General features: G+C 69.6%; 15 protein-coding genes. 4 read left to right on the plus strand and 11 right to left on the minus strand.

Features of this window, described 5'->3' with window-relative positions:
- Positions 1 to 18: 18 nt before the first annotated feature.
- Positions 19 to 990, minus strand: coding sequence for an NAD(P)-dependent oxidoreductase (locus tag R9X41_RS13620; protein WP_318630989.1), 972 nt, complete (start codon positions 988 to 990; stop codon positions 19 to 21).
- A 201-nt stretch (positions 991 to 1,191) separates the two neighbouring features.
- On the opposite strand from R9X41_RS13620, the gene R9X41_RS13625 reads away from it, so the two are divergent.
- Positions 1,192 to 2,187 carry a Bug family tripartite tricarboxylate transporter substrate binding protein gene (locus R9X41_RS13625; RefSeq protein ID WP_318630990.1) on the plus strand — a complete coding sequence of 332 codons (996 nt, stop codon included), beginning with the start codon at positions 1,192 to 1,194 and terminating at the stop codon, positions 2,185 to 2,187.
- A 71-nt stretch (positions 2,188 to 2,258) separates the two neighbouring features.
- Here the strand turns inward: R9X41_RS13625 and R9X41_RS13630 are convergent, their stop codons facing one another.
- The 3 genes from R9X41_RS13630 to R9X41_RS13640 form a co-directional block, all read right to left on the minus strand.
- Positions 2,259 to 2,942 (minus strand): GntR family transcriptional regulator, encoded by a 684-nt coding sequence (locus tag R9X41_RS13630; RefSeq protein ID WP_318630991.1) that lies wholly within the window; start codon positions 2,940 to 2,942, stop codon positions 2,259 to 2,261.
- 150 nt (positions 2,943 to 3,092) lie between these two features.
- Positions 3,093 to 5,513 (minus strand): membrane-bound PQQ-dependent dehydrogenase, glucose/quinate/shikimate family, encoded by a 2,421-nt coding sequence (locus R9X41_RS13635; RefSeq protein ID WP_318630992.1) that lies wholly within the window; start codon positions 5,511 to 5,513, stop codon positions 3,093 to 3,095.
- A 51-nt stretch (positions 5,514 to 5,564) separates the two neighbouring features.
- Positions 5,565 to 6,794, minus strand: coding sequence for a multidrug effflux MFS transporter (locus R9X41_RS13640; protein WP_318630993.1), 1,230 nt, complete (start codon positions 6,792 to 6,794; stop codon positions 5,565 to 5,567).
- A 63-nt stretch (positions 6,795 to 6,857) separates the two neighbouring features.
- On the opposite strand from R9X41_RS13640, the gene R9X41_RS13645 reads away from it, so the two are divergent.
- Positions 6,858 to 7,580, plus strand: coding sequence for an IclR family transcriptional regulator (locus R9X41_RS13645; RefSeq protein ID WP_318630994.1), 723 nt, complete (start codon positions 6,858 to 6,860; stop codon positions 7,578 to 7,580).
- 18 nt (positions 7,581 to 7,598) lie between these two features.
- On the opposite strand, the gene R9X41_RS13650 is transcribed toward R9X41_RS13645, so the two are convergent.
- From R9X41_RS13650 to R9X41_RS13670, 5 genes are read right to left on the minus strand one after another with little or no spacing between them, the layout of a single operon-like run.
- Complete coding sequence (locus tag R9X41_RS13650) at positions 7,599 to 8,669, minus strand: Ldh family oxidoreductase (RefSeq protein ID WP_412556603.1); 1,071 nt, start codon at positions 8,667 to 8,669, stop codon at positions 7,599 to 7,601.
- Complete coding sequence (locus R9X41_RS13655; RefSeq protein WP_318630995.1) at positions 8,666 to 10,420, minus strand: cis-3-hydroxy-L-proline dehydratase; 1,755 nt, start codon at positions 10,418 to 10,420, stop codon at positions 8,666 to 8,668. The genes R9X41_RS13650 and R9X41_RS13655 overlap by 4 nt, the downstream gene beginning before the upstream one ends.
- Positions 10,421 to 10,449: 29 nt before the next feature.
- Positions 10,450 to 13,812 carry a molybdopterin-dependent oxidoreductase gene (locus R9X41_RS13660; protein WP_318630996.1) on the minus strand — a complete coding sequence of 1,121 codons (3,363 nt, stop codon included), beginning with the start codon at positions 13,810 to 13,812 and terminating at the stop codon, positions 10,450 to 10,452.
- 54 nt (positions 13,813 to 13,866) lie between these two features.
- Positions 13,867 to 14,859: a bifunctional Delta(1)-pyrroline-2-carboxylate/Delta(1)-piperideine-2-carboxylate reductase gene (locus R9X41_RS13665; protein WP_318630997.1), complete on the minus strand. Its 993-nt coding sequence runs from the start codon at positions 14,857 to 14,859 to the stop codon at positions 13,867 to 13,869.
- The gene (locus tag R9X41_RS13670; protein ID WP_318630998.1) at positions 14,856 to 15,824 is read right to left on the minus strand and encodes a tripartite tricarboxylate transporter substrate binding protein; all 969 of its coding nucleotides are present in this window, start codon (positions 15,822 to 15,824) and stop codon (positions 14,856 to 14,858) included. The genes R9X41_RS13665 and R9X41_RS13670 overlap by 4 nt, the downstream gene beginning before the upstream one ends.
- Before the next feature lie 324 nt (positions 15,825 to 16,148).
- On the opposite strand from R9X41_RS13670, the gene R9X41_RS13675 reads away from it, so the two are divergent.
- The gene (locus tag R9X41_RS13675) at positions 16,149 to 16,904 is read left to right on the plus strand and encodes a FadR/GntR family transcriptional regulator (RefSeq protein ID WP_318630999.1); all 756 of its coding nucleotides are present in this window, start codon (positions 16,149 to 16,151) and stop codon (positions 16,902 to 16,904) included.
- A gap of 20 nt (positions 16,905 to 16,924) precedes the next feature.
- Here the strand turns inward: R9X41_RS13675 and putA are convergent, their stop codons facing one another.
- On the minus strand, positions 16,925 to 20,686 hold the full coding sequence (putA, locus tag R9X41_RS13680) for a trifunctional transcriptional regulator/proline dehydrogenase/L-glutamate gamma-semialdehyde dehydrogenase (protein ID WP_318631000.1): 3,762 nt from the start codon (positions 20,684 to 20,686) through the stop codon (positions 16,925 to 16,927).
- A 77-nt stretch (positions 20,687 to 20,763) separates the two neighbouring features.
- Between putA and R9X41_RS13685 the strand changes: the two genes are divergently transcribed.
- Positions 20,764 to 21,267: an Lrp/AsnC ligand binding domain-containing protein gene (locus R9X41_RS13685; protein WP_318631001.1), complete on the plus strand. Its 504-nt coding sequence runs from the start codon at positions 20,764 to 20,766 to the stop codon at positions 21,265 to 21,267.
- A 22-nt stretch (positions 21,268 to 21,289) separates the two neighbouring features.
- On the opposite strand, the gene R9X41_RS13690 is transcribed toward R9X41_RS13685, so the two are convergent.
- Positions 21,290 to 22,234 carry a dihydrodipicolinate synthase family protein gene (locus R9X41_RS13690; protein ID WP_318631002.1) on the minus strand — a complete coding sequence of 315 codons (945 nt, stop codon included), beginning with the start codon at positions 22,232 to 22,234 and terminating at the stop codon, positions 21,290 to 21,292.
- Between the last annotated feature and the right edge of the window lie 270 nt (positions 22,235 to 22,504).

Consider the following 22,504-nt stretch of genomic DNA (forward strand, 5'->3'; position numbering starts at 1 on the left):
CGGCTTTTCTCCAGGGGCTCAGGCTTGGCCAACGATGCGGCGGCAGTGGTCGAGTGCGGCGCCGACCAGGTTGGCGTTGGCTTCGGGTGTGCGGAAGGCCGAGTGCGCCGACAGCGTGACGTTGGGCAAGGTCGTCAGCACGTGGCCGGCCGGCAGCGGCTCGACGGTGAACACGTCCAGCCCCGCGTGGTAGAGCTTGCCCGAGCGCAGCGCGTCGACCATGGCGTCCTCGTCCACGATCGCGCCGCGCGCGGTGTTGATCAAAATCGCGCCGTCGCGCATCTGCGCGATGCGCTCGCGCGAAAGAAAACCGCGCGTCTCGTCGTTGAGCAACAGGTGCAGCGACACCACGTCGCTCTGCGCCAGCAGCTCGTCGATGCCGCCGAACTCCACGCCTTCGCGCGTCTTGGGCGAGCGGTTCCAGGCCACCACCTTCATGCCGGCGCCCAGCGCCAGTCGCGCCATTTCGTCGGCGATGCCGCCGAAGCCGATCAGGCCCAGCGTTTTGCCGCGCAGCTGGATCGCGTCGGTGCGCAGCCATTGGCCCTCGCGCATGCCGCGGTCCATGCGGGCGAAACCCTTGGCCGCCGCCCACATCAGCGAGAACGCGCATTCGGCGACCGCCGTGTCGCCATAGCCCTTGATGGTGTGCACGGTGATGCCCAGTTCGGCCAGCTCTTCGGGATTCATGTAGCTGCGTGCACCCGTGCCCAGAAAGACGACGTGCTTGAGCGCCGGGCAGGCGCGTGCGATGTCGGTCGGCACGGCGGTGTGGTCGACGATGGCGATGGGTACGCCGGCCAGCAGCGCGGGCAGGTCTGCCGGCTTCACGTCGGGTTGCTCATTCACGACAAGGTCGAACTCCGCCGGCCGGTGCAGGCCTGAAAACACCTTGCTCAGCGTGGGATTGGCATCGATGAAGGTGGCCGACCGATCACCTTTTTGAGGCGCAGCGGGGAAAGTCGTCGACGAGGTGGCGGTTGTATTCATGGCAAATGAAGGTGTGTGAGCCGAACAGTAGGAGCTCGCCTGGCGGAGCATTCCAAATCGGTGCGACCCTGCCAAAACGGTGCACAGACTATAACGCTTGTTGGAATACCGAGCAATAGTTATAGTCTGTATTCAGGACGGAGCACTGACCGGCAATCGTGCGCATCAGCCGCTCCAGATCCGGCTTACAGGGAGTTTTCGATGAAGTTCCAGAAGTTGTGCGCGGGCATCGCGCTTACTGCCATCGCCGCCGTGGGGGCGAACAGCGCGCTCGCCCAGGAGCCGAACTGGCCGACGCAGCCAATCACCATCGTGGGGGGTTTCCCCGGCGGCGCCGCCACCGACCTCTACGCCCGCAAGCTCGGCGCCGAACTCGCGCCGGTGCTCGGCGTGGCCTTCGTCGCCGACAACAAGACCGGCGCCGGCGGGAACATCGCCTCGGCCTACGTGGCCCAGGCCGCACCCAACGGCTACACCTTCCTGCTCGGCACCGCCGGCACGCACGCCATCAACCCGGCGCTCTATAAAAAGCTCGGCTTCGACCCGGTCGCCGACTTCTCCCGCATCGCCCTGCTCGGCGACCTGCCCAATGTGCTGCTGATCAATCCGGAGAAGCATCCCGAGATCAAGACCTGCCAGGACCTGCTGGGCCGGGCGCGCAAGCAGCCGGGCCAGCTCAACTTCGCCTCGACCGGCAACGGAGCGTCGGGCCATCTGGCGGGCGTGCAGTTCGGCGGCGCATCGCGCACCGAATACACCCACGTGCCCTACCGCGGCCAGGGGCCGGCCATCACCGCCCTGCTGGCAGGCGAGGTGGACTTCTTCTTCAACCAGAGTTCGCCGAGCATTCCACTGGTGCAGTCGGGCAAGGTGCGCGCACTCGCCGTCACCTCCAGCCAGCGCATCGCCGCGCTGCCGAACGTGCCGACCGTCGCCGAAGCCTGCGACCTGCCCGGCTTCGTCAGCACTACCTGGTACGGCCTGTTCGGGCCGGCCGGCCTGCCGCCCGCCATCCAGGCCAGGATGTCCAAGGCCGTGCTGAGCACCATCGGCACCGACAGCTTCCGCCAGTGGCTGGTGAACCAGGGCATCGCGCCGATCGAAGACGGCTCACCCGCGGCCTTCGAGCGCATCCAGAAGCAGGACATGGTGCGCTGGGCGAAGATCGTGAAGGACTCCGGCGCGCAGGTCGACTGAACCCCGCCGCCGCCAGCGAAAAAAACGCCAGGCAGGACCTGGCGTTTTTCGTTCGACGCGGCGGGCGGAGATCAGGCCACGCCGGCGGTCATGTAGATCTGCGCGTAGCCTTCCTTGAGCGCAGCGGAGATCTGGTCGAGGCGACGGTTGATATGGCGGGCGAGCACCGGAATGCAGGCGTCGGCATCACGTGCCTTCAGGCCGAGCAGCACGTCGCGGTGGTCCTGCTGGCTGGCGCTGCGGTCGCAGCCCTCGATGTCGATCCAGCGCACGAAGCGGATGCGGGCATTGATGTTCTGCAGCACCCGCAGCATCTCGGCGTTGCCCGACATCGCCATCAGGCTCTCGTGAAAGGTTTCGTCGAGCTTCACCAGTTCGTCGACGCTGCGGTCGCCGGGCTCGGGGCCGGTGCGGTCCAGAAAGGCGAGCAAGGCATCGATGTCTTCGTCCTTGGCGCGGTCGAGCGAGATGCGCAGGGCTTCCACCTCGATGATCTTGCGCATCTCGTAGAGCGAGAACACCTCGGTGACGTCAAGCTTGCGACAGAAAAAGCCCTTGCCCGGCACGAATAGCAGCAAGCCTTCGGAGAAGAGCCGGGTGAGCGCCTCGCGCAACGGGGTGCGGCTGACGCCGAGCGCCTTGGCGAGCACGCCCTCGTTGAGCCGCTCCCCGGGCTTGAACTCGTAGTTGACGCTCATCAGCTTGAGCTTCTCGTAAACCACTTCGACGATGCTGTCGCTCGATGTCTCCGCCACGGACCTGTTCCTCTCTGCCGTCATCGGGACGGACCGGCCAGTATACCGAGTGGAGCACAGCACTGTGTGAGGCTGTAGCCACAGCACAGCGCAGGCATGCCGGACCAGATCAGCCAGCGCCAAAGGCAACTGCCGGATCCGGCGGCGACTTCATTTCGGCAGTGCGTAGGCGATAAGGTAGTCGCCGCGCACCGCCGACTGGCGCGCGCCGCCGGCCGAGATCAGCACGTATTGCCTGCCGGTGCTGGGCGAGCGGTAGGTGATCGGCGTGCCCTGGCTGCCGACCGGCAGCCGGGCCTTCCACAGCTCGCGGCCGTTGCCGCTGTCGAAGGCGCGCAGATAGAAGTCCTGCGTGGCCGCGAAGAACACCAGGCCACCCTGGGTGGTCATCGAGCCGCCGATGGTCGGCATGCCGACGGGAATCGGCAGGCGCAGCTGCAGGCCGTGCAGTACCGAATCGCCGATGGTGCCCAGCGGAATCTCCCAGGCCACCTTCCGCGTGTCGAGGTTCACCGCGGTGAGCGAGCCGAATGGCGGCTGCTGGCAGGGAATGCCCAGTGGCGACATGAAACGGTCTTTCACCACCGAATACGGCGTGCCCTTGAGCGGCACAGCGCCCATGCCGGCGTTGACGGCTTCGCCGCCGTCGGACGCCTCCGCGCCTGCCTGCTGCGGCGTCATGCGCACCCACAGGCCCAGGCGCATATCGTTCACATAGATGGTGTTGGTCGTCGGGTCGATCGACACGCCGCCCCAGTTCATGCCGCCGAGCGATCCGGGAAAGCTCAGCGAGGTGTCGGTGTCCGGCGTGGTGTAGAGGCCTTCGTAGCGCATGCCCTTGAAAGCGATGCGGCAGGCCAGCTGGTCGAAGGGCGTGGCGCCCCACATCGAGGCTTCGGTCAGCGTCTGGGCGCCGATCTGCGGCATGCCGACCGACAGCGGCTGGGTCGGCGAGTACGGCTCGTTCGGGATGTTGCCCGGCTTCACCGGCTTCTCGACCACCTCGGTCAGCGGCTGGCCGTTGGCGCGGTCGAGCACGTAGAGCTGTCCGGCCTTGGTGCCGAACACCATCGCCGGCACCTTGCTGCCGTCGGGCCGCTTGAAGTCGAAGAAGGTCGGCTGCATCGGCACGTCGAAGTCCCAGAGGTCGTTGTGCACCGTCTGGTAGACCCAGCGCTCCTGGCCGGTGGTGGCGTCCACCGCCAGCATGGCGGCGCCGTAGCGGTGGTCGAAGGCGGTGCGTTTGGGGCCCCACAGGTCGATGGCCGCGCTGCCGGTGGGCATGAAGACGGTGTTCAGCGCAGGGTCGTAGGACATCGGTGCCCACACGTTGGGCGTGGAGCGGGTGTAGGTCTTGCCGTCGGCAGGCGCTTTCTTGTCGGTCGGATTTCCGGGATCGAAGGCCCAGCGGAGCCGGCCGGTGATCACGTCGAAGCCGCGCATCACGCCGCCCGGCATGTCGAGCGCCACGTTGTCGGAGATGCGCCCGCCCACCACCACGGTGGTGCCGGCCACGGTCGGTGCCGAGGTCAGCACGTAGAGCGGATCGGGCGCATCGCCCAGACCGGCCTTGAGGTCGACCCGGCCGTGGTCGCCGAAATCCGCGCAGAACTCGCCGGTGTCGGCATCCAGCGCCATGAGTTCGGCCGTGATGGTGTTCATGAGAATGCGGCGCTGGCACGGCGCGCCGGCCGCGACCACCGCCGGCAGCACCGGCGAGCTCCTGGGATCGGTGGGTTGCTGCAGCGCCTGCGTCGCATCGAAATAAGCCAGGCCGCGGCAGCGCATCCAGACCTTGGAATGGGCGTCGATCACCCGCTTCCACTTCTCCGCGCCGGTGTCGGCATCCACCGCGATCACGTTGTTGTGCGGCGTGCAGACGAAGACGGTCGAGCCGATCTGCAGCGGGGTGAGCTGGTCTTCGGCGCCGTTGCCGTCGGACTCGGGCACGTCGCCGGTGTGGAAGGTCCAGGCAACGGCGAGCTGGTCGACGTTGCCGCGGTTGATCTGGTCGAGCGCGCCGAAGCGGTCGCCGCCCGGGCCATTGCCGTAGTGGGACCAGTCGCGTGCGGCGGTTTCCGGCGTGACCGGCACGGTGCCCGAGGCGATCGTGGTGTTGTGGATGCCGTGCGGCAGGAACATGCCCCAGACCGCCGCCGCGATGCCCAGCGCCACCACGCCCGCCATCCCGGTGAACAGGCCGGTGCGCGGCGCCAGGGCCGCCCGCCGGCGCTGCCAGGGCTGCACCGCCACGGCCAGCAGCAGCAGGCAGGCGAAGGCGAAGATGCGCGCGTGCAGCGCCCAGAAGTCCGATCCGACTTCGGCGAACGCCCAGATCACCGTGCCGACGAAGGCGGCCAGGTAGATGAGCAAGCCGGAGGTCCGGCCGCGCACGAACTGCACACCCGAGGCCAGCAGGGCCAGGCCCATGACGAGGTAGTACCCGCTGCCGCCACGGGCGATGAGCACGGCGCCGCCGCCGGCAAGGGCGAGGCCGACCGCGGCCAGCAGCAGGCCGACCCCGGTCGCAGGCCAGCGGGTGGCGGTCGTTGGGGATGAAGATCTGGACATGAAAACTCTTCGGAGGTCTTGAAACGGATTCGAGAAAACGCGGCCCGGCGATCAGCCCGCGCGCGGTGCGGTGGCGGCCGCCTGCGGCGCTTCGCGGCCCGCCAGCCAGAGGCCCACGGCGAGCAGCGAGGCCACCGTCATGGACGTGGCCATCGCCACCAGCGACTGGCCGCCGATCAGCCCGACCAGCGTGCCGAACACCGAGGCCGACACCATTTGCATGCAGCGTTGCAGGGCCGCCGCGCTGCCGGCTACGTGGCCGAGCGCGCGCAGGCCGCGGTGGGTGGCGGTCGGCATGATGATGCCGGCGCACAGGTTGCTGAGCACCACCAGGCCGGCCGTCAGCGCCATGGATCGAACGCCCAGGCCGCCCACGGTCAGCAGCGCCAGCGCCACCACCACGTTGCCGATGACGGCGGTGGCCAGCACCCGGTTGGCACCGAAACGCCGGGACAGACGCGAATTGCTCGCCGCGCCCAGGATGGTGCCGCTGGCGGTGCAGGCGAACAGCAGGCTGTAGAGCGCGGGCGTGGCGCCCAGTTGCTCCATGAAGACGGCCGACGAGCCGGTGATGTAGGAAAACATCACGCCGAAGGTGGCCGCCAGCAGGCCGGTGGCGGCGAGATAGCGGCGGTCGCCCAGCACCGCGCGGTAGCCGACCATCGCCGTGTGCAGCACCGACCGGCGCACCGGGTCGGGCCGGCGCGGCGCGGTCTCGGCATAACCGACGGCGGCCATCAGCAGGATGGCGATGCCGAGCACCGCCAGCGCGCCATACACCGCTCGCCAACCGGCGAACGTCAGTACCGCTGCGCCCAGCAGCGGCGCGATCAGCGGCGCCACGCCGTTGACCAGCGCCACCAGCGACTGCCGCGACAGCGCCAGTTCGTCGTGATACACGTCGCGCACGATCGCCGCCGGCAGCGAGGCCGCCGCGCCCGCGCCCACGCCCTGCACGAACCGCATGAACAGCAAGGTGCCGATGCTGTCGGAGAGCGCGCAACCCAGGGCAGCGCAGGAAAACACGAACACGCCCAGCAGCAGGATCGGCTTGCGGCCGAAGCGGTCGGACAAGGGCCCGAACAACACCGGGCCGATCGAGAAGCCCAGCATGAAGATCGTCAGCGTGCGCGTGGCCTCGGCCATGACCACGCCCAGATCGGCCTGCAGCGACACCAGTCCGGGCAGGCCGGCATCGGTGCCGAAGGGCGGCAGCGCGGACAGCAGTCCGAGCATCACCACATACAGCGGCGAGGTGGGTGAAATGGCTCGGGATGACATGTCGAAGTTGCTGTATCGTATGGTGATACAACAAGTGTACCGCAATGCGGTACGAACAAAGCCATGTCCGACTCACCCTCCTCCGGCATCCAGGTCATTGCGCGCGCGGCTGCCATCCTGCGCGAGGTCACCGCCCACGGCGAAGGCCGCAGCCTCGGCCAGCTCGCCGCCGCCACCGGCCTGGCCCGCTCCACCGTGCAGCGCATCGTCGACGCGCTCGAAACCGAGCATCTGGTGCAGGCCGGCATCGGCGGCGTGCGGCCGGGCTGGGGCCTGCGCCGGCTCGGGGAGCTTTCGGGGCCGGGCGTCACCCGCGAGCTGCGGCCACAACTGTTTCGCCTGTTCGACACCACCGGCGAAACCGTCGACCTCTCCACCCTTGCCGGCATCGAGGTGCTGTTTCTCGACCGCTTCTTCAGCGACCGCCATCCCAAGCTCAACCTGCCGCCCAACCGCCGTTACCCGGCCTACAGCATGGCCAACGGCAAGGCCCTGCTCGCCGGGCTGAGCGACGACACGATCCGCGCCATGTACGGCACCGGCACGCTCGAAAGCCTGACGCCGCGCACCGTGCCCGATGTCGACACCCTGCTGCGCCAGATCGGCGAGATACGAGCCGGCGGCTTCGCCTACGACCTGGAAGAGCGCGGCCCCGGCATCTGCGCGATCGGCATCGGATTGCCGCCGCGCGACGGCATGCCGCTGGCGGTGTCGGTGGTGGTGTCGGCCGACCGCTTCGAATCCGCCCGCGCGGACGTCGAGCGCGCCCTGAAGACCTGGAGCTGACCGCCCGGCCGCCGCCGCTCAGGTCTCGACTGCCGCGTGCCCCGGGCAGTCGCGCAGCAGCGCGTGGATGTCGTCGAGCAGCGCCTTCGGAATCGCGATGCCGTGGCTGCGGCTGCGCCGGCGTGCCGCCTGGCGCCGTTGCGACGGCAGTCGCGCGCCCTGGCCGGTGATCGCGTCGAACAGTCCTTCGGCGCGCGGCATATGGGCCAGTCCTTCGCCGCCACCGAGCTGCGCGGGGTCGAAGGCCAGGACGAGCTCGCCCCGGCACGGAATGACATGCGCGCCGTCGTCGAAGGCGCTCGCCTCGGCGCTGGTCCAGTCGCCGATCAGCACGCCGGCCAACAGCTCCACCATGGTCGACAGCGCCGACCCCTTGTGGCCGCCGAAGGTCAGCAAGGCGCCTTGCATGACCGCCGCCGGATCGGTGCTGGGCCGGCCGTCGGCGTCCACGCCCCAGCCCGGCGGCAGCGCCCGGCCTTCGCGTTGGTGCAGTTCGATCTCGCCGTGCGCGACGGCGCTGGTGGCGAAATCGAAGACATAGGGCGGCTTGCCCGCGCCGCGCGGCCAGGCGAAGGCGATCGGGTTGGTGCCGAACACCGGCCGGGTGCCGCCGGCCGGCGCCACGCAGACATGGCTGGGCGTCATCGCCAGCGCCACCAGCCCCTGCGCGGCGATCGCCTCCACCTCGGGCCAGAGCGCCGAGAAATGAAAGGCCTGGTTGACCACCAGCGCGGCCACGCCGGTCGACCGCGCGGCCTCGACCAGCGCCGGGCAGCCGACTTCCAGCGCGCGCGAGGCGAAGGCGCGCCGGGCGTCCACCCGCACCAGCGCCGAGCCGGGCCGGGCGCTGAGCACCGGTTCGGCCTGCAGGTCGACCTTGCCGGCCCGGATGGTGCGCACGCAGCTGATGAGCCGGTACATGCCGTGCGAGGCGCAGGCGTCGCGCTGGCCGGCCACGATCACCCGGGCCATCGCCTGTGCGTGTGCGTCGCTCAGGCCATGGCCGGTCAGGATGCGGACCGACAGCGCCATCGCCTCGCCTTCTTCCATGTGAACCGTCGGCTCCTCCATGGAGGTTTCGGTCTTCATGCGTTCGACTCCTCGAGCTGCGCCGCGCCGAGCCAGCCCGGCGGGCCGTCGGGTGCGTGGCCGGCGCACGCGGCCTGCACGCAGTCGGCCAGCGAGCCGAAGCGTGTCTGCCGGCCGGTGAGCCCGGGCGCGTAGTGGGCGTACTTGCCCGAGTTGGTCATGACGGTGCGCACATGCGGCGCGATCACCGGCTCCTGCAACATGCACCAGCAGGTGTCCACCACGAAGCGCACGCCGAAGGCCTTCAGCGCCACGACCGGCTCGGCGATGTCGGCGCTTTCCAGCACGTAGCGGCTGGTGGTCACCACGATCTCGGTGCCGGCGTGGGCGGTACGGCCCCGGCAAAGCTCGGCGAGCGCGTCGATCTCGGCCTTGGAAAAGTGCGGATTGCCCAGCGCCACCAGCTCCACCGCCGACACGGTCGCCGGATTGAGCGACCACCAGCCGTCCAACAGCGCCGCGCGGGTGATGTGCAAGGTGGGCACTGCCCGATCCGGCGCGATGACCGAGCGCGCATCGGCGCGCGCCTCCGGCGTCACGCCGGCGATATGGAACATGGGCGCCGCCGAACTGGTGGCGAACGCCGCGCCGAAGGCACGCAGGTCGTCCGCCGTCGGCCCACCAGTCTCCAGGCCTTCGACCAGCGCAATCTCGCGCCCGGCCAGCAGGCCGACCTGGTAGCCGAGCAAGGGATAGAAGGAATCGTCGTGTGCCGGCGGTGCCTCCACCACGATGCGCATCGTGGCCCGGCGCCCCGCGTCGAGGTGGCAGCTCGCCTCCGGCGCGCGGCCGGTGAGCGCCATCAGGATGTCGAGGAAATCCGGGTACTTGGCGGTGCGCGCGCCGATCACGCTGTTGGCATACACCACCGCGTTCGACTCGGCCCAGGCGATCTGCTCGCCGGCGCGCGGCGCACCGGCCAGCAGGTAAGGCGCACAGGTATAGGTGGGCGCGGCCCCCAGGTCCACATAAGCCTGCGCCAACGCCTCGGCCGGCTCGCCGAAGGCCGGTGGCACGCCCTGCGCGCGCCAGCCGCAACGGTCCACCGAGATCGCGTTAAGCGTGGTCGGCACCGCAACCCTGCCCTGCCAGTCGACCAGCTGCCGGGCGAAGCGCAGGCAGGCGTCGCCGGTGTAGATGCAGCCGTCGATATGGGCCTGGCCGATGTCGATCAGCCGCGACGCACCGGCCACGCCCGCCATGCGCACGATGATCTCCATGGCCGCCTGACGGGCGCGGCCCTGTTCGCCGGCCAGCATGGCGCGGTCCTGCGGGCCGAGGGCCAGCGGGCGCACGTCGGCGGGGCGGCTGCGCAGGAATGCGTCGGCCTGGGCCGCGACCTCCGCCGCGTCGGCCATGCACACCGTGCCCGCGCCCTGCAGCGCCGCGAAGTCTTCCGGCGACAGGCTGACCACCGGAATGCTGCGACCAAACAGCCGCTGCGCCACCAGCACGCCGAGCAGCAGGATGTCGTCGACCCCCGCCAGCACCAGCGCTCTCGGCGCGTTGCCGCTGAGCAGCAGTTCCAGCATCACGCTGCTGCCGGTGCAGGAGCCCCGGCCGCTGGGCAGCGCCAGGATGTGCTCGCGCACGCTGCGGCCGTGCAGCGGATGATGCTGGTCGATCACCAGGCCGGTAGCCGGATCGATGCCACCCCAGAAACTCAGGCCCGTGTCGGACCACAGCAGCGGCCCGTGGGCGCTGCCTTCCGTCCAGGCCTGGGCATCGAAGATCGGTGTCGAGTGGGTCATGGCATGGGTCTGACAGGGTTCGATGAGGTTCAGGCGTCCAGCAACAGGTCGGTGAGCGGCACCGCCTGGCAGGTGAGGCAGGTCGCCGCGTCGTCGGGCTCGGTGCCGTGCAGGTGCCGCACCTCGCCGGCCAGCAGGCCGGTGGCGCACGACTCGCACTGCCCCACGCGGCAACCGTTGGCCATGGAAATGCCGAGCGACTCCGCGAAGCCGAGCAGCGTGCCGTCGCGCGGCGACCAGGTGGCACGCCGGCCGGTGCGCGCGAAGGTCACGCCGAAGCTTCGTGTGCCATCGATCGCGGCGGCCGGCGGCGAGCGGAACACCTCGCTGAAGATGTCGAAGGCCGGCATGCCGCGCGCCACCAGCGATGCACGCACCGCGTCCATCATCGGCACCGGTCCGCACATGTAGACCCGGGCACGGCGGGCGATCCAGGCATCTTCGATGTGGTCGCCGCACAGCCGCTCGGTCGTCTCGAACCGGTCGCCCGGCAGCGGCGTGGCGTAGTGGTTGCGCAGCCGCAGGTTCGGCAGTCGCGCGGCATGGAAAGCCAGGCGCTCGGCGAAGGCGTGCGTGGCGCTGTTGCGGTTGGCGTAGAGCAGCAGCATCTCCAGCGGGTCACCGTCGGGCAGCGACTCCAGCAGCGACAGGAAAGGCGTGATGCCGATGCCACCCGCTACGCACACGATGGGCTGCGCGCTGTGCCGGGGAATGACGAAGTTGCCCGAGGGCGCCCGCAGCTCCACCCGGTCGCCCACCCGCAACTGGCGGTGCAGATGGCCGGACACCAGGCCTTCGTAGGCGATGCCCTCGGCAGACAGCCCGCGCTGGTGCCGCACCGCGACGCGGTAACCGGAGCGCCCGGCCACCGTCGCCGCGCCGGTCAGCGAATAGGCCCGGCTGGTGGGAACGCCGCCGAGGTCGTAGCGGGTCTCGATGTGCTGGCCGGGGCGGTAGTCGGGCAGCGCGCCGGGCTTCGTCGCCTCGAAGTGGATACCCAGCACGCCGTCGGCCTCGTGCCGCAGTTCGGCCACACGGAAGCTTTTCCAGCCCTCCCACCGACGCTGGCGCAGCTCCCAGGCGGGGTCGAGCGCCACCTCGCAGCGGAACGAGCGCTGGGCGACCGAGCCGCTCACCGGGTCGCAGACCTCGGCGTCGATCATCTCGTTGAAGCTGCTGGCCAGGCTCTCGCCGGCGCGGTCGAGCTCGGGGCACGACTGCCACCAGCCGAATTCGGCGACCACCACGTCGTCGGCCAGCCCGGGCGTGAGCCGGGCCACGAAACGCGCGGCACCGACCCGCGTGGCGACCCGCATCCAGTCGCCTTCGCGAATGCCGCGCCGCGCGGCCAGCGCCGGCGACAGTTCGGCTACCGGCTCCGGCGCCCGCTTGCGCAGCGACACCAGACTGCGGTGCTGGCTGTGGCAGTAGTAGCCGTTCTTGGCGCAGCTCAGCACCAGCGGATATGCCTCGTTACCCGGCCGGGACACCTCGGCCGGCGGCACATGGGTGGCGACTGCCGGCTGGCCATGGCGCAGCAGCAGTTCGGAATAAAGCTCCACCCGCCGCGTCTGCGTGGCGAAGCCGGTGGCTTCGAACTTGCGCTCGCTCGAATCGACCGGAAAGCGCAGGCCCGCCGGCGCGGCGCGCAACTCGGCCGTGCCGATGCCCAGCGGCTCCAGCATGTGGTTCCAGCCGGCTTCCAGGCTGCCGCCGAAGAACTGCTCGCCCAGCCCCAGGCGCCGGGCCAGGTCGAAGACGATCTCGTTGTCGGAGCGCGAATCGCCGCGCGGGCTGACCATGCGCTGGCGCAGCTGCACCAGCGAGGCGGCCTCGTCGTCGATCTCGAAACCGATGCGCAGGCCTTCGTGCTCCCAGGGCGTGTTGACCGGCAGGAAGATGTCGGCATAGGCCGCCGCCGGCGTCATGAACAGGTCGCAATGCACATGGAATTCGAGTGCTTCCAGCGCCTCGCGGGCACGCTGCGCGTCGCCCTGCGACACCGGCGGATTGGTGCCGAAGGCCACCATGGCGCGCAGCCGGTAAGGCTCGCCTTCCAGCACCGCGCGGTACACGTCGCGCGCGGTGACCCAGCCCTGCGCCGGCGGCCCCAGCGGCCGTTCGGCCAGGCCCAGCGCCTTGGCCTTCTGCGCCGGCGCGATCTGGCCGAAAAGGTTGACCGCCCGCGTGGGCTGCGGCCGGCGCACCCGGTTGCCGCCGATGCGGTCGTAGGCGCCGGTCAGCGCGTAGACCGTGGCCACGGCGCGCTCGGCCTGGGTGGCGTTGGTGTGCTGGCCGATGCCGGTCCAGGAGTGGTAGGCGACCCGGCGGGAAGCGCCGAGCAGGTCGGCCGCCCGCTGCAAGGCCTCGGCCGTGACGCCGGTGATGGTTTCGACCGTCGCGGGGTCGTAGCTTTCGGCCGCCCGGGCGAGGCACTCGAAAGCCGTATCGCAGGCCAGCGTGCGGCCATCGGCCAGCGTTACCTGCACCGTGCCGCGCAGCAGCAGCGCGACTTGGGTGTTGGCGTCGGCGTCGTAGGCGACCGGTCCTTCTCGCCAGGCGACGAAGCCGTCGCCGGCCGCCGGCCACACATCGCACTGCCGCAGGAACAGGCCGTCGTCCTGCCGCACCAGCAGCGGTCCGTTGGTCCAGTCGCGCACGAAGTCGTGGTCGAAGCGGTCCGACCGCAGCATCTGGCGCACCAGGCCCATGGCCAGCGCGGCGTCGGTGCCCGGTCGCACCGGCAGCCACACGTCGGCCTGCCGCGCCAGCGCGGTCGGCCGCGGATCGACCACCAGCATGCGGGCGCCGCGCGAGCGGCCCTCGCCCACCGCGCCGGCTTGCGCCAGCCAGGTGTTGGCCGGGTTGTGGCCCCAGAGCAGGATCAGCTCGGCATGGCGGTAGTCGGCCACCGGCATGCCGCTGCCGAAGGTGAAGGCGTGCGCGAAATCCTTGTGCCAGTTGCAGATCTCGGTGGCGTAGCAGAGGTTGGGGCTGCCGAAGCTGCGCACGAAGCGCTCGATCCAGTCGATGCTGTCGGACAGCGGCGTGCCGCTCGGCGTGGTCACCGCGAACACGACCGCCTCGGCGCCGGATTCGTCGCGCACCTCCGCCAGCCGCGCCGCCGTTTCGGCCAGCGCTTCCTCCCAGCCGATCGGCACCCAGCCGGGATCGGCCGCGCCCTTGGGCGCCGTGCGGCGCAGCGGCGTCAGCACGCGGTGCGGGCTGTGCACCAGCTCGGGCGCGGCGCGGCCCTTCATGCACATGGCCGCACCCGTGGGATGGCTCGGGTCGGGACGCACCGCGACGAGCATGTCGTCGCGCACCTCGTTGACCGTGCCGCAACGCGAGCGGCACAAGGTGCAATAGCCCTGCTTGAATTCAGACGTCATGGTGTGGGTTCGCCGCAAGACCGATGCCCGGCGATCCGGAGCGTCCCGATGCCCTCATGCCAGCGCGTCGGCCGCGAGCGGTGCCGGCGCCGGCGCGGTCACCGCGCGATACACCAGCGCCGCCGAGGTCAGGTCCGACAGCGCGGTGCCGACGGCCTTGAACACCGTGATCTCGCCGGCCGAGGTGCGCCCCGGCGCCCGGCCGTCGCAGAGCATCGGCAGGGTCACGATGCGATGGGTGGCCAGCACCCCGGCCGCGATCGGCGAGATCAGGTCGCCGGCCTCCTTCACCGCGTCCATCGAGTCGACCGCCACCGTGGCGCCGGCGAACACCGCGTCGTCGGTCTCGCGCATGCCCGGCGAGAACGCGCCGATCAGGTCGACGTGCGTGCCCGGCCGCAGCCAGGCGCCCTGCACCAGCGCCTGGGTCGACAGCGTGGCGCAGCTCACGATGTCAGCCTGGCGGATTTCGGCCTCGAGCGGGCCGGCCAGCGCGGCATCCACGCCGGCCGCGCGCAGTTGCGCGACCAGCGCCTGGGCCCGTGCCGGCGTGGGGTTCCACACCCGCACCTGTTCGATGCCGCGCACTGCGCGGTAGGCCTCGCACACCAATTGGGCGATGCGGCCGGCGCCCAGGATCAGCAGCCGCTTCGCATCCGGCCGCGCCAGGTAGGTGCCGGCCAGGGCCGACACCGCCACCGTGCGGCGCGCGGTGATCTGGTTGCCGTCGATCAGCGCCAGGTGCTCGCCGGTATTGCCGTCGCAAAGCAGGTAAGTCGCGAAGAGCCCCGGCAGTTGTCTTGCCGAATTGCCCGGGAACACCGTCACCAGCTTGATGCCGATGAAGCCGCCGCCCCAGCCCGGCATCAGCAGCACGCAGGCGGTCTTGCCGTCGGGCTGCTCGATGTAGTGGTGGTGCCGCAGCGGCACTTCCACCGGCGTGGCGAAAGCCTGTCGCAGCGCGGCGATCAGCGGGCCGAAGGGCAGCGCTGCGGCCGTCGCCGGGCCGTCGATGACCCGCAGGGTTTGCGGGGCCGACATCGTCATTGCTTGTCCAGCTTCAGGCCGGGCCACATCTTCTTGAAGGTGTCGTCCTGCTTGGCGATGGCGGCGGTGAACTCCGGCGCGTCGGCGAAGGCCGGCGTCAGGTTCTGCTTGATGACGGTGGTGCGGAAGGCCGGCGAATCCGAGATGCGGCGGGCCACGTCACGCCAGTAGTCCACGACTTCCTTGGGTGCGGCCTTGGGCAGCGCAATGCCGCGCCAGCCGCTGAACTGCAGGTCGTAGCCTTTTTCCTTGAAGGTGGGAATGCCGTCCATGCCGGGCGCCGGCTTCTCGGACATGACCGCCAGGGTGCGCATCTTGCCGGCCTTGATGTGCTCGCGCAGCTCGGCGTTGGGGATGGTGGTGGCCATCACGTCACCGGTCAGCACGCCCATCACCGCCGGCGTGGTGCCCTGGTAGGGCACCGGCTGGAAGGTGGTGCCCATCTTGTCGCCCATGGCCGCGGTGGCGATGTGCGAAAGCGTTCCGTTGCCGGCGTTGGAGACGGTGACCACGCCCGGGTTGGCCTTGGCGTAGGCGATGAATTCGTCGATGGTCTTCCACGGTGCGTCGGCGCGCACGGTGATGGAGAGCGGGTCGTCGGAGAAACGGGCGATCGGCTGGAAGTCCTGCACCGTGGTCTTGCCGATGCCCATCAGCGGCACCACCAGGATCTCGGGCGTGACGATGATCACGCGGTAGCCGTCCGGCGGCGCGCCGCTGGCCACGTAGGCCCAGCCGATCGAACCACTGGCGCCGGGCCGGTTGATGACCAGCGGCGGAATGCTCATCAGCGGACGGGCCGCATCGGCGATGGTGCGTGCGGTCATGTCGCTGCCGCCGCCGGGCGGGTAGGCGACGACGATTTCCACCGGCTTGGTGGGGTAGGCATCGGCCGCGGTGGCGGCTGCGGGCAGCAGGCCGGTCAGGCAACCCAGGGCCAGGAGATACGGAGCAAGAGATTTCATGACGACGACTCCCGATAGATCTTTGAAGAAAGTGAAACCTGCGCGACGCCTGCCGAGTGCTGGACCGTCACGTACACAAAGTGGTTCTGAAACTGCTTCGACAAAACCACTTTGGTTTCTTTTCTTAGCCAAATTCGTGCCACATCTTCAGCAAAGCTCATGGAGGGGCCTAATTCTCATAAAAGTGGTTGCAATAAAACCGCATTGGTGCAAAAAGTGGTTCAAGGGTTTACCCTGCACCCTTTTGTCGCATCACCCTGCACCGCCCTCGCGCGAAAACCTGGCGCTCGATCGCGCCTGTGCCTCTCCCGCACAATTCGCCCCATGAATTCCGTCGAGCCGTTTATTTCCGCGCCTGGTTTCAAGGCCAAACAGGTGTACGAGCAGATCGCCGACGCGATCCGTTCGGGAATCGTCTCCGGCGCCTTTCCCGACGGCTCGCGGCTGCCGTCCGAACGCGAACTCGCCCTGCGATTCGGCGTGAGCCGGCCGGCGGTGCGCGAGGCCATCGGCGCCCTGCAGAACGAAGGCTACGTGTTGACCCGCCACGGCTCCGGCACCTACGTGACCTGGACGCCCCGGCCGGACGCCGACACCGGCGCCCTGGCAGCGGCGGGACTCGTGCAGGCATCGGTCAACGCCGACATCAGCCCCACGTCGATCCTCGACGTGCGCATGCTGATCGAGCCCGCCATCGCGCGGCTGGCGGCACGGCACAAGCAGCGCGATCCGCTGGCCGAGCAGTACCTGCAGCAGATGAGCGATGTGCGCGACATCGACGACCCGGCGCAGCAGGCCGCCTGGAACACGGCCGACTCCATGTTCCACCGCCAGCTGGCGGTGATGACGCGCGACGCGCTGGTGGTGAAGATCGCCGACGAGATCGCCAAGTCGATGGACCAGCGTTTGTGGCAGCGGCTGCGCGACGACGGCATCTACGACCACCAGCGCATCCAGCTCTACGTGGCCGAGCACCGGCTCATCTACGAAGCCGTGGTGCTGGGCGATGGCGACGCGGCGGCGTTCTACATCGAAGGCCACCTCAAGCGGGTGCGGGCGGACATCGCCACCCGCGACTGAGCGCCTCGCTCTCGCCGTCATCAGGCGATCGTCATCAGGCTGGCGTTGCCGCCGGCCGCAGCCGTGTTGGTGCTGACCGAACGCTCGATCAGCAAGGCTTCGAGCGCGATGGAATCGTCGTCCGGCGCGAAACGGCGCAGGCCGACGATGGGGCCCTCGCGATCGGCCAGCCGTGCCGCCGCCTGTAGCAGGCCGGCCGCGTCGCCCTGGTATAGCGCGACCTCGAAGTCGGCCGACGGCGCCGTCCAGTCGGCGGTCAACACCACGGATGGCCGGACGTCTTCCGGCAATGAATCACGCAGCGCCCGCGCCGCCGATGTATCCGGCCAGACCGCGCCACTGCCCACCGCCAGCACCGCCGCGAGCTGGAACAGCAGCGCCTCGCAGTCATCGGCCAGGCACAAGACCGCGCGGCGCGGCTGCAGGGTGTAGAGATTGCGCTCGCCGGTCGGCCCGGCCAGCAGGCGCGCGCCGCATGGGTCGGCGAGCGCGGCGATGCGCCGGCCGTACGCGGCCGCGACGTCGGATCGCCGTTCCAGCCACGCGAGCAGCGAGCCGAAAACCGCCGGCAATGCGGTGACCGGACCGGCGGCGACCGAGCCCGGCAAGCCGGTGGCGGCCGCGCGTGCGAGCACGTCGTCCGGGCCGCGCGACAGCAGCCGGTACAGGTAGAGCGGCCCGCCCGCCTTGGGGCCGGTGCCCGACAGGCCCTCGCCGCCGAAAGGCTGCACGCCCACCACCGCGCCGACCATGTTGCGGTTGACATAGACATTGCCCGCATGCGCGCCGCGCAGCACCTGGGCGATGGTTTCGTCGATGCGGGTATGCAGGCCCAGGGTCAGCCCATAGCCGGTGGCGGCGATCTGCGCCAGCAGGGTGTCCAGGCCGCGACGGGCGAATCGCACCACGTGCAGCACCGGCCCGAAGACCTCGCGCTGCAGCTCGGCGATGCTTTCCAGCTCGATCACGGTCGGCATCACGAAGGTGCCCTGCCCCGGCTCGCCGTGCAAAAAACGGCCCAGCCGGTGCACCCGTCGGCCGCACGCCTGCAGCGTGTGGATGTGTGTCTCGATGGCGTCGCGCGCCTCGGCGTCGATCACCGGGCCGACATCGGTGCGCAAGGCGGCCGGATCGCCCACCATGGCCTCCGCCAACGCGCCGCGCAGCATGGCCAGCAGCCGATCGGCGACGTCTTCCTGCACGCACAAGACCCGCAGCGCCGAGCAACGCTGGCCGGCGCTGTCGAAGGCCGAGGCGACGATGTCGGCCACCACCTGCTCCAGCAGCGCGGACGAATCCACGATCATCGCGTTCTGCCCGCCGGTTTCGGCGACCAGCGGCACCGGTGCGCCGCCCGCACCGAGGCGGCCGGCCAGCGTGCGCTGCAGCAGCCGGGCGACCTCGGTCGAGCCGGTGAACATCACCGCCTGCACCCGTGCGTCAGCCACCAGCCGGGCGCCGACCGTGGCGCCCTCGCCCGGCAGCAACTGTAGTGCGGCTTTCGGCACGCCGCTGTCGTGCAACAGGCGCACCGCCTCGGCCGCGACCAGTGGCGTCTGTTCGGCCGGCTTGGCCAGCACGGTGTTGCCGGCAGCCAGCGCCGCGCCGACCTGGCCGGTGAAGATCGCCAGCGGAAAATTCCAGGGACTGATGCACACCACCGGGCCGAGCGGTCGGTGCGTGGCGGCATCGAAATCGGCCCGCGCCTGCGCTGCGTAGAACCGCAGGAAGTCGATCGCCTCGCGCACTTCGGCGACGCCGTTGGCGCAGGTCTTGCCGGCCTCGCGGGCCAGCAGGCCGAGCAGGCGTGGCATGGCCTGTTGCAGGCGATCGGCAGCGCGTTCGAGGGCGGCGGCGCGCTCGGCGGCGGGCGTGGCCGCCCAGGTCGGGGCGAAGTCGGCGGCACTGCGCAGGGCGGCGTCCACCTCGGCTTCGGTCGACGGGCGCACCCGGCCCACCACGTCGCGCAGGTCGGCCGGGTTAGGCACGGTCTGCCATGCGGCCGACGCGGCGTTCGGCGCCTGCGCCAGCGAGGGTTCGGCTGTCCAGCCGGTGTCGGATCGCAGCAAGGGCTCGAGCATCTGCAAGGTCGATTCGTCCGCCAGGTCCAGCCCCGACGAATTTCGCCGCGCCGCGCCGTAGAGATCGGCCGGCAGCGGTATCGCCGGATGCGGCAGGCCGACCGCGCCCTCTTCCACCGCCAGGCGTTCGATCGCCGACACCGGGTCTTCGACCAGCGCGTCGATCGCGATCGTCGGGTCGGCGATGCGGTTGACGAAAGAAGTGTTGGCGCCGTTCTCCAGCAGCCGGCGCACCAGATAGGCCAGCAGCGTTTCGTGGGTGCCGACCGGCGCGTAGATGCGGCAGGGCCGGCCGAGCCTGCCGGCTTCGACGCTGCCCACGACCTGCTCGTACAGGGGCTCGCCCATGCCGTGCAGACACTGAAACTCGTACTGGCCTGCTCGGTAGGTCGCGGGATCGGCCAGGGTGTAGATCGCCGCCACGGTGTGGGCGTTGTGCGTGGCGAACTGCGGGTAGATCTGGTCGGGCGCGGCCAGCAGCTTGCGCGCGCAGGCGAGGTAGGACACGTCGGTATGCACCTTGCGGGTGAAGACTGGAAAACCGTCCAGGCCGTCGACCTGCGCGCGCTTGATCTCGCTGTCCCAATAAGCCCCTTTCACCAGCCGCACCATGAGCCGGTGGCCGCTGCGGCTCGCCAGGTCGATCAGGTGATCGACCACGAAGGGGCAGCGCTTCTGGTAGGCCTGGATGACGAAGCCGATGCCGTTCCATCCGGCCAGCCCGGGCTCGAAGCACAGCGCTTCGAGCAGGTCGAGCGAGAGTTCGAGCCGGTCGGATTCCTCGGCGTCGATGTTCAGGCCGATGTCGTAGCGCCGCGCCAGCAGCGCCAGCTCGCGCACCACCGGATAGAGCTCGTCCATCACCCGCCGATACTGCGCGCGGGCATAGCGCGGATGCAGCGCCGACAGCTTGATCGAGATGCCCGGGCCTTCGTACACGCCCCGCCCGGCGGACGCCTGGCCGATAGCGTGGATCGCCTGTTCGTACGACTGCCGATACCGCACGGCATCGTCGGCCGTCATCGCGGCTTCGCCCAGCATGTCGTAGGAGTAACGAAAGCCCTGCGCCTCCAGCCCGCGTGCATGGCGCAGCGCCTGCCCGATCGTCTCGCCGGTGACGAATTGCTCGCCCATCAGGCGCATCGCCATGTCCACGCCCTTGCGGATGAGCGGCTCGCCGCCCTTGCCGATGAGCCGCGTGAGCGCCGAAGACAGCCCGGCCTCGCTGTGCGTGGCCACCAGCTTGCCGGTCAGCAGCAGGCCCCAGGTGGCGGCGTTGACGAAGACCGAATCGCTGCGCCCGGCGTGTTCGCGCCAGTGGCCGGCGGCGATCTTGTCGCGGATCAGCGCATCGCGCGTGGCGGCATCGGGAATGCGCAGCAGCGCTTCGGCCAGGCACATCAGCGCCACGCCTTCCTGCGATGAGAGCGCGTATTGCTGCAGCAGCGCCTGCACCAGTCCGGCCCGGCCGCCGACGTTGCGGCGATCGCGCAGGCGCCGGGCGATGTCGCGCGCCAGCTGGTTGGCGCGCTCGGCCATGGCGGGGTCCAGCCGTGCCGTCGGCAGCAAGGCGGCGACGGCCTCCGGTTCCGGGCGACGGCAGGCCGCCGTGATGCGCTTCCGAAGCTCGGAAGCCGGCACGGGTCTGCCGGCGAATCCAGGGAAGCGATCGCCAACGGGCGTGGAAACGAAGGTATTCATGAAAATCGGGCAATGGACGGGTTCGATCCGCATAATGCGGCGCATCGCGACGATTTTTATTTTGAGTTATCGACTCTATGGCGAACAATTCACTAGAGCAGGCGGACGCGCTGACGCGACTAGACCGGCTCGACCTGCGCATCCTCGACGCACTGCAGATCGACGGCCGCATCTCCAATCTCAAGCTCGCCGAGTCGATCGGCCTGTCGCCCACCGCCGTGCTGGCCCGCGTGCAGCGCCTCACCCGCGAGGGCTACATCCTGGGCTACGAGGCGCGGCTCGATCCGTCGAAGCTCAACGCCGGCATGCTGGTCTTCGTGGAAGTGCTGCTCGACCGCACCACACCCAATGTGTTCGACGAGTTCCGGGCCGCGGTGCAGGTGCGGCCCGAGATCATGGAATGCCACATGGTCGCCGGCGGGTTCGACTACCTGCTCAAGACCCGCAGCGCCGACATGAACGACTACCGGCGCTTCGCCGGCAGCGTGCTGTGGCAGCTGCCCGGCGTGCGCGAAACCCGCACCTATGCCGTCATGGAAGAGGTGAAGAACTCGGCGCGGCTGGCGCTGCCCCAGCGCTAGCGGGGCGGCGCCGCATCGCCCGTCAGGCGGCGAGATCTTTCGACCAGGCGGCGTACCAGTCACGGAACAACGTGTACTGGGTTTCGGCGTAACGGCGCTGGGCCGGCGACAGCGCATCGGTCTCGTTGAAGTGCAGGTCGTAGCCCGCGTCGCCGTTGAGCACCAGCAGGTACTTGTAGTACAGCACCAGGTCGGTCCCTTCGTCGAAGGACGACAGCACCGCCAGCGCGGCCTCGAGTTCACGGGCCTGCCGCCGCGCCACCACGTCGCCGAGCGCGGCCTTCTTGCAGAGTTCGACCAGGTGCAGCACTTCGCGCGGCAGCGCGTTGCCGATGCCGGTAATGGCGCCGGTCGCGCCGCAGTTCACATAACCGTGGAAGACCTGGGTGTCCACGCCGACCATGAGCGTTACCTCGTCGTCCTGCGAGGTGATGTGCTCGGCCGCATAACGCATGTCGGCGGCGCCGCCGAATTCCTTGAAGCCGATCAGGTTGGGATACTTCGCGCGCAGTTCGAAGAACAGGTCAGCGCGGGTGGCGAAGCCGTAATAGGGGCTGTTGTAGATCACCGCAGGCAACCGGGGCGCCGCCTGCAGGATGGCCGCGAAATGCGCCTTCTGCGCGATCGGCGAGGTGCCGCGCGACAGCAGGCGCGGAATCACCATCAGGCCCTGCGCGCCGACCTGGGCCGCGTGGGCGGCATGCGCCACGGCTTCGCGCGAATTGACCGCGCCGGTGCCCACGATGGTCGGCACGCCGGCCGCCACCAGGCGCGCCACGCCTTCCTGGCGCTGGGCGGCGGTCAGCAGCGGCCAGTCGCCCATGGAGCCGCAATAGACGACGGCGCTCATGCCGGCACCGATCAGCTCGCGGCCCTTGGCGACGAGGGCGTCGAAGTCGGGCTGGCGCTCGGCGTTGCACGGCGTCATGAGAGCGGGAATGGTGCCGGTGAAGATGTTGGTGCTCATGGAAATGGTTCCTTGGGTAGTCGTTTGCAGGTGTTGCCGGCAGGGGTCGTTCACCCTGCCGGCGGAAAGCTCGTCGAACCCGGTGATCGACCCGCACGGGCCTGCCGGATCCATCCTATAAATAGGCTGTAAATATATTAACCGTATCTTTTAATAACGTAAAACGGTCGGCGTTCTCTTCCTGCGCGATCGATGGCCGCCGAGCGGGAAAGCATCACTTTCCCGCTGTGGTGGTCCCGGCCGCGGCAGCACAATCGGGCCTTGTCGGAA

Source organism: Xylophilus sp. GOD-11R, assembly GCF_033546935.1.
GTDB lineage: Bacteria > Pseudomonadota > Gammaproteobacteria > Burkholderiales > Burkholderiaceae_C > Xylophilus.

Coding starts and splice junctions, on each gene's coding strand:
- R9X41_RS13645 (WP_318630994.1), top strand. CDS start 6,858: ATGTCCGACTCACCCTCCTCCGGCATCCAGGTCATTGCGCGCGCGGCT.
- putA (WP_318631000.1), bottom strand. CDS start 20,686: ATGAATACCTTCGTTTCCACGCCCGTTGGCGATCGCTTCCCTGGATTC.
- R9X41_RS13625 (WP_318630990.1), top strand. CDS start 1,192: ATGAAGTTCCAGAAGTTGTGCGCGGGCATCGCGCTTACTGCCATCGCC.
- R9X41_RS13660 (WP_318630996.1), bottom strand. CDS start 13,812: ATGACGTCTGAATTCAAGCAGGGCTATTGCACCTTGTGCCGCTCGCGT.
- R9X41_RS13640 (WP_318630993.1), bottom strand. CDS start 6,794: ATGTCATCCCGAGCCATTTCACCCACCTCGCCGCTGTATGTGGTGATG.
- R9X41_RS13675 (WP_318630999.1), top strand. CDS start 16,149: ATGAATTCCGTCGAGCCGTTTATTTCCGCGCCTGGTTTCAAGGCCAAA.
- R9X41_RS13655 (WP_318630995.1), bottom strand. CDS start 10,420: ATGACCCACTCGACACCGATCTTCGATGCCCAGGCCTGGACGGAAGGC.
- R9X41_RS13635 (WP_318630992.1), bottom strand. CDS start 5,513: ATGTCCAGATCTTCATCCCCAACGACCGCCACCCGCTGGCCTGCGACC.
- R9X41_RS13650 (WP_412556603.1), bottom strand. CDS start 8,669: ATGAAGACCGAAACCTCCATGGAGGAGCCGACGGTTCACATGGAAGAA.
- R9X41_RS13690 (WP_318631002.1), bottom strand. CDS start 22,234: ATGAGCACCAACATCTTCACCGGCACCATTCCCGCTCTCATGACGCCG.
- R9X41_RS13620 (WP_318630989.1), bottom strand. CDS start 990: ATGAATACAACCGCCACCTCGTCGACGACTTTCCCCGCTGCGCCTCAA.
- R9X41_RS13685 (WP_318631001.1), top strand. CDS start 20,764: ATGGCGAACAATTCACTAGAGCAGGCGGACGCGCTGACGCGACTAGAC.
- R9X41_RS13670 (WP_318630998.1), bottom strand. CDS start 15,824: ATGAAATCTCTTGCTCCGTATCTCCTGGCCCTGGGTTGCCTGACCGGC.
- R9X41_RS13665 (WP_318630997.1), bottom strand. CDS start 14,859: ATGACGATGTCGGCCCCGCAAACCCTGCGGGTCATCGACGGCCCGGCG.